The organism is Stenotrophomonas sp. Bg11-02, from assembly GCF_002836635.1.
GTDB lineage: Bacteria > Pseudomonadota > Gammaproteobacteria > Xanthomonadales > Xanthomonadaceae > Stenotrophomonas > Stenotrophomonas lacuserhaii.
In genome coordinates this window covers 58,046-69,609 of the sequence record NZ_PJAY01000057.1, presented here as the reverse complement: position 1 = coordinate 69,609, position 11,564 = coordinate 58,046, and the positions used below count along the sequence as shown (strand labels likewise).

The following is an 11,564-nucleotide window of genomic DNA, read 5'->3' as shown; positions in this document are numbered from 1 at the left end:
GTATGTGCAGCAGCGCCGACAACAGAGACCTCAACGTGTAAGATGGTCGGCAGCGTCAGATGGGTATAAGAGCCAGCAGCCCCACCGCCCGACCCTCGGACACGTTCCGTGGGCCGCCAGCCACGTAAGAAAAAGGAAAAGCGGTAGCGCCGACCCATGGTCGGCGGAGTCCTCAGACCCCATTCCCCTCACCATCCGCCGACCATGGGTCGGCGCTACCGAAGGCCCCTTGGCCGCCGTGGACCCGTCGGAGGTGGGGCGGGAGGGGTGCTGGGAACGCTCATCCGCATGGATGCGGATGGCGAGCCTACCGGGACGTATTCACGGCGGTTCCCAGCAGCCCCTCCGGCCCCGCCTGGTCCAATGCAGCAGTGCTGTTGCTATCGCCGTTGCTTGCGCTTCCGCTCGCGCTTCTGCCGGCCGCAGGCCAGAAAAACCGATCATTCAGCCACCGCCACGCCACCCTCCGCCATCCGCGTTAACATGAGTGTTTTCCCCCGCAGGAACGCTTCCGGATGAGCCCCCGCCAGCCCCTTACCGTCGCCCTGATCCAGGAGCGCAACCACGGTGATGCCGCCGCCAACCTCGGCGTGATCGAATCCCGCGTCGCTGAAGCGGCCGCACAGGGTGCCAAGCTGATCCTGCTGCAGGAACTGCATAACGGCGCGTACTTCTGCCAGCACGAGAACGTCGACGAATTCGACCTGGCCGAGCCGATCCCCGGCCCCAGCACCGAACGCATCGGCAAGCTGGCCAGACAGCATGGCGTGGTCATCGTCGCCTCGCTGTTCGAACGCCGTGCCGCCGGCCTGTACCACAACACCGCCGTGGTGTTCGAAAAGGACGGCAGCCTGCTCGGCAAGTACCGCAAGATGCATATCCCGGATGACCCGGGCTTCTACGAAAAGTTCTATTTCACCCCGGGCGACCTCGGTTTCACCCCGATCGACACCTCCGTCGGCCGCCTCGGCGTGCTGGTCTGCTGGGATCAGTGGTATCCGGAAGCGGCGCGCCTGATGGCGCTGGCCGGCGCCGAACTGCTGCTCTACCCCACCGCCATCGGCTGGGATCCGGACGACCAGCAGGATGAAAAGAACCGCCAGCGCGATGCCTGGATACTCAGCCACCGCGGCCATGCCGTGGCCAATGGCGTGCCGGTGCTGAGCTGCAACCGCGTCGGCCACGAGCCCTCGCCGATGGGCGCATCGGGCATCCAGTTCTGGGGCAACAGCCACGTGCTGGGTCCGCAGGGCGAATTCATCGCCGAGGCCGGTGGCGAAGAATCCGTCCTGGTCTGCGAGGTCGACCTGCAGCGCAGCGAACACGTGCGGCGCATCTGGCCGTTCCTGCGCGACCGCCGCATCGACGCCTACGGCGACCTGCTGAAGCGCTACATCGACTGATTCCCTGCCGGAACCTGCGCCCATGGCCGTGCTTATCCGTGATGCCAGCGAGGCTGACATCACCGCGATCACCGCGATCTACGCGGTGGAAGTGACCGACTTCGTCAACACCTACGAGTACGACATCCCGGACGCGGCAGAGATGCTGCGGCGGATGCAGGACATCGTCGCCCGCGGCTTCCCGTACCTCGTCGCCGAAGTCGACGGCGAGGTCGCTGGCTATGCCTACGCCAATACCTACCGCACCCGCGTGGCCTACCAGTGGACGGTGGAAAATTCGGTCTACGTCGATGCGCGCTTCCAGGGCCAGCGCGTCGGCACCACGCTGCTGCAGGCGCTGATCGATGCCTGCACCGCGCGCGGCTACCGGCAGATGGTCGCGGTCATCGGCGAACCCACCAATACCGCCTCCATCAAGCTGCACGAGCGCTTCGGCTTCCATCTGGTCGGCGTGTTCCAGGGCCTGGGCCGCAAGCACGGCCGCTGGCTGGACACCGTGCAGATGCAGCGTGCACTGGGCGACGGCGCCGACAGCGCCCCAACAAACGAGTAAATGCATGACTGACACTCCCCCCCTGTCCATCGACGGGACTGCAGACGATGCGCTGTTCGCCGGCCAACCGGTGCGCACCGTCGAACGCGATGGCGTGCGCTATACCCTTCTGGGCACCGCGCACGTGTCGCACGCCAGCGTGGAAGCGGTGGAGAAGGCCATCCACAGCGGCCGCTTCGATGCGGTCGCGGTGGAACTAGATCCGCAGCGCCTGCAGGCGCTGACCGAGCCGGACACGCTGGCCAAGCTGGACCTGGTGGAGGTGATCCGCAAGGGTCGCGTGGCGTTGTTCGCCGCCAACCTTGCGCTGTCGGCCTACCAGCGGCGCCTGGCCGAACAGCTGGGCATCGAACCGGGCGCCGAACTGAAGCGCGCGGTGCTGCTGGCCCGGGAGCAGGGCCTGCCGGTGCACCTGATCGACCGCGAGGTCGGGCTGACCTTCAAGCGCGCTTCGGCGCAGCTGGGCTTCTTCGGCAAGATCAAGCTGATGACCGGCCTGGCCGCCGGTCTGTTCTCCTCCGACGAGGTCGGCACGGACGAAATCGAAAAGCTCAAGCAGGGCGACATGCTGGAGTCCAGCTTCGGCGAGTTCGCCAAGGAAAGCCCCGCACTGTATGGCGCCATCATCGGCGAGCGCGACCGCTACATGGCCACCCGCCTGCGCGAGGAACGTGCGCTGCAGGGCACCGAGCCGGCCCAGCGCGAGGTGCTGGCGGTGGTCGGCGCCGGCCATCTGGCCGGCCTGGCCACGTATCTGGAAACCGACAATGAGCCGCCGGTGCCGCTGCGTGCGCAGCTGGAAGAAGTGGCGAAGAAGCGCAACATTCCGTGGTTCACGCTGGCCATCCTGGCGATCGTGGCGACCGGCATCGGCGTGGGCTTCTACCGCGGCGGGTTGGGGGTGGGTGGCGAACTGCTGCTCACCTGGGCGATGTACACCGGTGGCCTGGCGGGCCTGGGCTGCCTGTTGGCCGGCAGCCACCCGTTGAGCATCCTCACCGCGATCGTGGTGGCCCCGTTCAAGCCGTTCCGCCTGAGCATTCCCACCGGCGCCTTCGCCGCGCTGGTGGAAGCGCGCCTGCGCAAACCGGCCTACGAGGATTTCCTCAAGCTGCGCGACGATGCGCAGAGCCTGAAGGGCTGGTACCGCAACCGCGTCACCCGCGTGGTGCTGACCTTCATGCTGACCAACCTCGGCAGCATGCTGGGCCTGTGGCTGACCGGCTTCCAGGTGTGGGGCAAGGTCGCCGGATGAAGATGCGGTAGCGCCGGCCCATGCTCGGCGAGCGCAGCGGGCTTCCCGCCCGGACATCCCGCCGAGCATGGCTCGGCGCTACCGATTCCGCGGTTCAGGCCCCCACCACCCGGGCGTCCACACCCCGACCGCGGGCCCTGCGGACAGCACCGCGTAGACGGTTCGCAGGAACAGCAGGCTGACCACCGCGGTGGTAGCGCCGACCCATGGTCGGCGAGCGCAGCGGGCGTCCCGCCCGGACATCCCGCCGAGCATGGCTCGGCGCTACCGATTCCGCGGTTCAGGCCCCCACCACCGGGGCGTCCACACCCCGGCCGCGGGCCTTGCGGACGGTACCGCGTAGACGGTCGGCAGGAAGAGCAGGCTGACCACCGTAGTGGTAGCGCCGACCCATGGTCGGCGAGCGCAGCGGGCTTCTCGCCCGGACATCCCGCCGAGCATGGCTCGGCGCTACCGATTCAGCGGTTCAGGCCCCCACCACCGGGGCTTCCACACCCCGGCCGCGGGCCCTGCGGATCAGCCGCGTCGCCGCACTGCGTGCATCATCCAGCACCGCGTAGATGGTCGGCAGGAACAGCAGGCTGACCACCGTGGAGAACGCCAGGCCGCCGGCAATCGCGCGCGCCATCGGGTAGTACGGCGGGCCGTCGCCGAACATCTGCGTGTCGGTCAACGAAATCGGCACCATCGCCAGGATCGCCGTGCCCATCGTCATCATGATCGGGCGCAGTCGTTCGCGTGAGCCTTCCACCAGCGCCTGGGTGCGGGCCATGCCACGCCGGCGCAGGTTGTTGATGTGCTCGATCATGACGATGCCGTTGTTCACCACAACGCCCATCAGCACCAGGATGCCGATGAAGGACATGATGCCGAACGAAGTGCCGGTCAGCCAGAACAACCAGAACACGCCGAAGATCGAGAACAGCACCCCGCTCATGATCGCCGCCGGGAACAGCAGCGATTCGAACACCGCGGCCATCACCACGTAGATCATCAGCAGCGCGATCACCAGGTTGAACAGCATCTGCTGCATCGCTTCGTCATCGTTGCCGAAGTCGCCACCGTCGAAACTGAAGCTGTAGCCGGCCGGGAAGTTCATCGGTTTGAGCACCGCCTCGATCGCCTTGCGCCCATCCGGGGCGGTGACCTTGTCAGCCAGGTTGGCCTTGATGGTCAGCGTGGTCTGCCGGTTGGTGCGGCCGATCTGCGTGGCCGAGGACAGGATCTCCACCGAAACCAGGCTCAGCAGCGGGACGGTGCGGCCATCGCCGGTGCGCACGCTGAAGCCATCCAGGTCCTCCGGCGTACTCTGTTCGGCGCCGGCGAAACGTACCCACACCGGCACTTCGTTGTCGCCGCGGCGGAACTCGCGCATCGGCGCGCCCCGCAGCGCCAGACCGACGAAACTGGCCACCTGTTCGGCGTTGAAGCCGAACGCGGCCGCGCGCTCACGGTCGACCTTGATCGCCAGTTCGCTGCCCTTCTCGCCGTTGTCGATGCGCACGTCGCGCAGTTCCTTGCGCTGCGCCAGCAGCGGCAGGACTTCCTCGCCGATCTCCTGCAGCATCGAACTGGAGTCGCCGACCAGCTGCACCTGCACGCCGCTGTTGCTGCCACCGGAATCGCCGCCCTGGTTGCCAACGAAGTAATCGGCACGCGCGGATTTCGGCAGGCCCTTGCGCAGTTCTTCCTGGATCGCCTTGAGGCCGCCGGCGTGCGCCTCGTCCAGGGTCACGATGGTGGAACTGCCCTCGTCTTCGCTGTACCAGGAATACACCTGCGCTATGTGCAGGCGCTCGCGGTTGGCGTCCAGCCAGTCTTCCACGCGCTTCACTTCGTCGGACATCTGCCGGTAGGTGTAGGCACTCTTCCACATGTAGCCGATGAACACGTCCTTGCCGCCTTCGCCGCCGAACATGTCCACCTTGGTCAGCTTCATCGGCACCAGGCTGACCAGCACCACCAGCAGGATGCCCAGCAGGCTCCAGCCACGGTGGCGCAGGGTCCAGTCCAGCAGCACGGCATAGCGGCCCTGCAGGCGCGCGATGACGCCGGTCTTCGAATGCAGCAGCTTCGGGGTGTCCATGCGCGCGGACAGCATCGGGATCAGGCTCACCGCCACCAGCCAGGACGCCAGCAGGGACACCGAGATGGTGATCGCGATCTGCGACATGAAGATGCTGATGTTGTTGGTCTCACCGAACAGGTTCGGGATGAACACGATGCAGTGGCACAGGGTGCCGGCGCTGAGTGCGATGGCCACGTTGCGGGTGCCGATGATCGAGGCCAGCCGCGGCTGGTCGGGCATCCGCTCGCGTTCCTGGTAGATGCTCTCCACCACCACCACGGCGTTGTCCACCAGCATGCCCACCGCCAGCAGCAGGCCCATCATGGTCAGGATGTTCAGCGTCACCCCGACGAAGTACATGAAGCCCAGGGTGATGATGAAGCAGATCGGGATGGCCAGGGTCACCATCAGCGTGGACGGCCAGTGGCGCAGGAAGAAGAACAGCACCGTCACCGACAGGATCAGGCCGACCGCACCGGCTTCGGCCAGCTCCAGCAGCGAGGACGTCACCGTCTTGCCCTGGTTGTCGATGACCTTGATCTGCACATCGCGCATGCTCGGCTGCGCGCGGATCGCCTCCACTTCGGCCAGCGCAGCGCGCGAGACTTCCACTAGGTTGGCGCTGCGCTCCTTGAAGATGTCCAGGCCGATCGCCGGGTTGCCGTCCAGGCGACGCCCATAGCTCATGCGGGTCGGCTTCAGCCGCACCTCGGCGATGTCGCCCAGCCGCAGTCCCTTGGCGTTGATCACCAGGTCGCGCATCTCCTGCAGGTCGGTGATCTCGCCCACCGGCTGCACGCGCACGCGCTGGCCGTTGTCGTCGATCTGCCCGGCCGACAGCGAGAAATTCAGCGTGCGCAGGCGCTCGCTGAGTTCGTTGATGCTCAGGCCGTGCGCGTTCAGCCGGTTGGGGTCGATGGCGATCTCGACCTCGTTCGGCGGTGCGCCGGAGATGTTGACCCGCGCCACCCCGGGGATGCGTTCGATGCGCCGCTTGAACTCACGGTCCAGCATGTCGTACGCGCCGGTCAGGTCGGTATCGCTGGCCAGGCGTACCTTCAGCACCGGCTCGTCACTGCTGGACCACTTGAACACGTTGTAGCGCTGCAGGTCGTCGGGCAGGTCGGTGCGGATGGCATCGATGCGCTCGCGTGCATCGGATGCGGCGATGGCGATGTCGCGGTCCCAGTCACTGAACTCGATGAAGATGTTGGCCCCTTCGGAGGTGGCCGACGAGCGCATCCGTTTGATCCCGGTCATCGTCGCCAGGCTTTCTTCCACCGGGCGGATCAAAGTGCGTTCCACCTCTTCCGGGGTGGAACCGGTGTACGGAATCTGCACGAACAGGAAGGGTGCAGTGATGTCCGGCAGCGCCTCCAGCGGCAGCCGGAACGAGGCGATCAGGCCCACCACCACCAGTGACACGAAACACATGATGGTGGTGACCGGGCGACGGATGGAGAACTCGGCGATGCTCATGCCGGCTCCTCCCGGCCCTGCCCGGCCTTGGGCGCATCCAAGCCCGCGTCGTGGGCCAGCTTGCGCCCGCGCTCACGGTAGTAGGCATCGCCCTTGCGGTCCATCAGGTCATACACCACCGGGATCACCAGCAGCGTCAGCAGGGTGGATACCAGCAGGCCGCCAATCACGGTGATCGCCATCGGCGCGCGCACTTCGGCGCCCTCGCCCATCGCCACCGCCAGCGGCAGGAAGCCGAACAGCGTGCACAGCGTGGTCATGATGATCGGACGCAAGCGCGAACGTGCGCCCTCCACCAGCGCCTCGTGCTTGGCCACGCCGGCCTCGCGCAGCTGGTTGACCTTGTCGATCAGGATGATCGCGTTCTTGGTCACCAGCCCCACCAGCAGGATCAAGCCGATGAACACCACCACCGAGATCGGCTTGCCGCTCAGCAGCAGTGCCAGCACCGCCCCGACCAGGGCCAGCGGGATGGTGAACAGGATCACGAACGGATGCAGCAGTGATTCGAACTGCGAGGCCATCACCAGGTAGACCAGGAAGATCGCCAGCCCGAAGGCGAAGATCAGCGATCGCGCCGACTCGGCGAGTTCTTCGCCCTGTCCGCCGATGTGCATGCCCACCGCAGCGCCCAATGGTTGTTCGGCCACCATCGCCTGCACTTCGCGCATGGCACCGCCCAGGTCGATGTCGCGCAGGTTGGCCGATACCACCGCCACCCGCGTCTGGTCGGCACGATGGATCTCGCTGGGGCCGGTGGTAGCGACCACTTCGGCCACCGCATCCAGGGTCACCGGGCGGGTGCTGCCCGGGTTGACGATCAGCCGGCGGATGCTGTCCACGCTGGCCCGGTCGCCCTGCTGCGCACGCACCAGCACGTCGATCTTGCGGTCGCGGAAGCTGTAGCGGGTGGCCACGTCGCCGCGCACTTTCTTGACCACCACATCGGCGATCTGGCGGGTGGTCAGGCCCAGCGCACCGGCGCGTTCCTGGTCGAAGCGGATCTGGATCTCCGGGAAGCCTTCTTCCACCGTGGATTTGACGTCGGCGTAGTGCGCGTTGTTGCGCAGCATCGCCGCCAGCCGCTGCCCGGCCTGCTCCAGCGAGGCCATGTCCTGCCCGCGCAGCTCGATTTCCAGCGGCGTGGAGAAGCTGAACAAGGCCGGTCGTGCGAAGTCCACCTGCACGCCCGGATGCGAGGCCATGGTGCCGCGCAGGCGTTCGGTGATGGCCGCTTCGCTGCGTGCATCGCCGCCACCTTCCATCACCACGGTCAGCTTGCCGATGTTCTCCCCGCTTTCGGTCGGGCTGGCATCCAGCCGGGTGCCCGCGCCACTGACACCGTACAGCGAGGCGATGCCTTCACCGGCCGCCTGCTTGCCGTCGCCATGCGCCAGCTGCAGTTCGCGCACCAGCGCATCGGTCTGCTTCAGCGGCGTGCCGGCCGGCAGCTTCACGGTCATCTCGAAGCGGTCCTGCGCCAGCTGCGGGATCAGGTCTGCGCCGAGCATCGGCACCAGTGCCATGGTCGCCACGAAGGCCAGTGCCGCCAGCCCCAGCACTTTGCCCGGATGAGCCAGTGCGCTGGGCAGCAGGCGCAGGTAGCCGCGTTCGGCGCCGCCATAGGGCTTCATCGCCATGTCGCTGGCCTTGCGCATCACCGGGCCGACTACCGCCACGATGCCGCGCCACACCCGCACCACCAGCCAGGCCGCGCCGAAGAAGCTCCAGCGGATGCCCGCCACGAAGCCGCGACGGCCACCGGCCACCGGCTTCAACCAGCGGTTCTGCGGATGCCAGGCTTCGCCAGCCGGTTCTTCCGGGAAGGCCAGCGGCGGGCGCCCCTTCAACGAACTCAGCATCGGAATCAGGGTCATCGACACCAGCAGCGAGATCGCGATGGCGATCGCCACGGTCAGTGCCTGGTCACGGAACAGTTGGCCGGCGATACCATCGACGAACACCAGCGGCAGGAACACCGCGATGGTGGTCAGGGTGGACGCCACCACCGCCATGCTCACTTCCCGCGTACCCGCGATGGCTGCCTGCAACACGCCCAGCCCGCGTTCGCGCGCCTTGGCGATGCTTTCCAGCACCACGATGGAATCATCCACCACCAGGCCGGTGGCCAGTGCCAGGCCGCCCAGCGACATCACGTTCAAGCTCAGGCCCAGCTGGCCCATGAAGAAGAACGTGGCGATGATCGACACCGGCAGCGACAGGCTGATGACGAAGGTGCTCCAGCCATCGCGCAGGAACAGGAAGATGATCAGGATGGCCAGCAGGCCACCGATCACCGCATCCTTCTTGACGTCGCTGATCGCGTGCTCGATGAAGCGCGACTGGTCTTCGACGGTGGTGAGCTCGGCATCGGATGGGAAGGTGGTCTTGATCTGCTCCAGCCGCGCGCGCAGGGCCTCGGCGGTGGCTACGGTGTTCGCGTCGCCCTCCTTGTAGATCGCCAGCTCGACCGCTTCCTTGCCGCCCAACCGGATGATCGCCTCGCGTTCCTTGTACCCCTGGCGCACGCTGGCGACGTCCTTCAGCCGCACCGGCACGCCATTGGCCACCACGCTGGAATTTCCGCCCGATGCACTCTGCGCCGCCGATGCGGCCGACATCGCCGCGTCCGAGCCGGTTGCCGCGGCAATGGCGAACATCTGCGCCATCGCCGAATCGGCTGCGCTGCCGTTGGAGGACTGGGTGGTGATCAACAGGTTTCGGATCTCTTCCAGGTCGGCGAACTGGTTGACGGTGCGCACCAGGAAACGCTGCGAACCCTCTTCCAGGCGCCCGCCGGAGATGTTGATGTTCTCCTCTTTCAGGCGCTGGATGACGGTGTCGATCGGCAGGTTCAGCTGTGCCAGCTTCTGCTGGTCGATGTCCACCTGGATTTCATCTTCCAGGCCACCGCCGACCTTCACTGCGGCCACGCCGGTGACCGGCTCCAGCTTCTTCTTCAGGTCTTCGTCGGCATAGCGGCGCAGGCCGGTGAGTTCACGGATCGCCTCGGCGTCGGTGGCCGGCGCGTCCTTGCTGGAAATCACCAGGCGCATGATCGGTTCGGTGGACGGATTGAAGCGCAGCAGCACCGGGGCCTTGGCCTCCAGCGGCAGGTTCAGCGCTTCCATCTTGTCGCGCACCTCCAGGCTGGCCTGGTCCATGTTGGTGCCCCAGGCGAACTCCAGCACTACATCGCTCTGGCCGGTGCGCGAGATCGACTTCAGCTTGCGCAGGTTCTTGACCACCCCGACCGCCTCTTCCACCGGCTCGGAGATCAGGGTTTCGATTTCAGACGGTGCCGCGCCGGTGTACTCGGTGCGCACGGTCAGGGTGGGATAGCTCAGGTCCGGCAGCAGGTTGACCTTCAGGCTGTTCAGGGCAATCAGCCCGAACAGGATCAGGGTGACCGTGCACATGGCGATGGTCACGCGGCGGCGCGTTGCGAACTCCACCAGGCCTCCGCCCATGCTGCCGGGGCCGTGACCCGGGTGCGGGTCGCGACCGTGGTCGTCACCGGCCGATGTCATAGGGCGCTCCCTGCCTTGGCAGCCGGCGTGGCCTTGGCCACCTGCTTGGGATCGGCCGGGACGATCACCTGCACCGCGGTGCCATCGCGCAGTGCGACCTTGCCGGCGGTGACCACCTGGTCGCCTGCGGCAAGGCCCTCGCGCACTTCCACCCAGGCGCCCTCGGCGTAGCCCAGCGTCACCGGTACGCGCGCGACCTTGCCGGCGCGCACGCGGAACACGGCCGGCTCACCGTCGTCCAGCAGCGCCAGGCGCGGCACCACCAGCGCATCGGCGCGCTGGTCGTAATCGATGCGGATGCGGCCGAACATGCCCGGCTGCAGCGACTGCGCGCCGCCGTCGAAGGTGCTCACCACGCGGAACGTGCCGCTGCCGGAATCCACGACCGGCGAGATGCGGTCGACCTGGCCGGTGAAGCTTTTGCCGGGCAGTGCGTCGGCCAGCAGGGTGACCGGCTGGCCGGCACGCAGCGTGGCCAGCTCGCGCTCGGGCACGTTGAGCGTTGCTTCCAGCCGCGAATTGTCGACGATGCGGAAGATCGGGGTGTTGATCTGCACGAAGTTGCCGGTCTTGATCGAACGCGAAGCGATCACCCCGGAGATCGGTGCGGTGACCGTGGTGTAGGAGAGTTCCAGCGCGGCCAGCCGGTACTGCGCGCGGGCGTTCTCCACGTCGTAACGCAACTGGTCCACGTCTGCGGCGCTGACCATCTGCTGGCCCACCAGGCGGTTGGCGCGCTGGTAGTTGTTTTCCAGCTTGCGCATCACCGCTTCACTCTGCGCCACCGCCAGCCGCGCGCGGTCCGGGTCCAGGCGCACCAGCGGCTGTCCGGCACGCACCTGCTGGCCTTCTTCCACCAGTACCGCCAGCGCCACGCCGGAGCTCTTGGCCACCACCTGCGATTCGGCGCGCGGCTCCAGTGCGGCGGTGCCGGTGTAGCTGGCGGCCACGCCGCGATGGCTGGCCACCGCCACCTCCACCGGTACCGCCTCGACCTTCTTTTCTTCGGACTTGCCGTCCTTGCCGTCCGCAGCCTTGGCTTCGTTGTTGGGGCCACCCGCGCAGCCGGACATCAGCAGCGTGGTGGAGATGAGCAGCGCGGCGGCACAGATTCCGCTGCGGCCGGCGGGCAGGAAGGCATGGCGTGACATCGTCGGGTCCCTGGGGATGCGTGAACAGGTGTGGTAGCAAAGTAATGCACCACCTCACGGGTACACCATATCCCAAAGGTCACGGTGACTTCACGCCGCCGGTCGGGCTGCCCCCATTTCAGCAA

6 protein-coding genes are annotated in these 11,564 nt (G+C 66.9%); 3 read left to right on the top strand and 3 right to left on the bottom strand.

Going from position 1 to position 11,564, the window contains the following annotated elements; genetic code table 11:
* The first annotated feature begins 515 nt into the window (after positions 1-515).
* Genes CXG43_RS09580 through CXG43_RS09570 form a run of 3 tightly spaced genes read left to right on the top strand, consistent with a single transcriptional unit; the run spans position 516 to position 3,211 of the window.
* Positions 516-1,403 carry a carbon-nitrogen hydrolase gene (locus CXG43_RS09580; RefSeq protein WP_101099759.1) on the top strand — a complete coding sequence of 296 codons (888 nt, stop codon included), beginning with the start codon at positions 516-518 and terminating at the stop codon, positions 1,401-1,403.
* 22 nt (positions 1,404-1,425) lie between these two features.
* On the top strand, positions 1,426-1,956 hold the full coding sequence (locus tag CXG43_RS09575; RefSeq protein WP_101099758.1) for a GNAT family N-acetyltransferase: 531 nt from the start codon (positions 1,426-1,428) through the stop codon (positions 1,954-1,956).
* A gap of 4 nt (positions 1,957-1,960) precedes the next feature.
* Entirely contained in the window at positions 1,961-3,211 is a 1,251-nt protein-coding gene (locus CXG43_RS09570) for a TraB/GumN family protein (RefSeq protein WP_101099757.1), read from the top strand.
* 466 nt (positions 3,212-3,677) lie between these two features.
* Here CXG43_RS09570 and CXG43_RS09565 read toward each other — a convergent pair whose 3' ends face one another.
* From CXG43_RS09565 to CXG43_RS09555, 3 genes are read right to left on the bottom strand one after another with little or no spacing between them, the layout of a single operon-like run.
* Complete coding sequence (locus tag CXG43_RS09565) at positions 3,678-6,758, bottom strand: efflux RND transporter permease subunit (RefSeq protein ID WP_101099756.1); 3,081 nt, start codon at positions 6,756-6,758, stop codon at positions 3,678-3,680.
* Entirely contained in the window at positions 6,755-10,288 is a 3,534-nt protein-coding gene (locus CXG43_RS09560) for an efflux RND transporter permease subunit (RefSeq protein WP_198551392.1), read from the bottom strand. The genes CXG43_RS09565 and CXG43_RS09560 overlap by 4 nt, the downstream gene beginning before the upstream one ends.
* Positions 10,285-11,439 (bottom strand): efflux RND transporter periplasmic adaptor subunit, encoded by a 1,155-nt coding sequence (locus tag CXG43_RS09555; RefSeq protein WP_101099755.1) that lies wholly within the window; start codon positions 11,437-11,439, stop codon positions 10,285-10,287. Before CXG43_RS09555 ends, CXG43_RS09560 begins: the two co-directional genes overlap by 4 nt.
* Positions 11,440-11,564 lie beyond the last annotated feature (125 nt).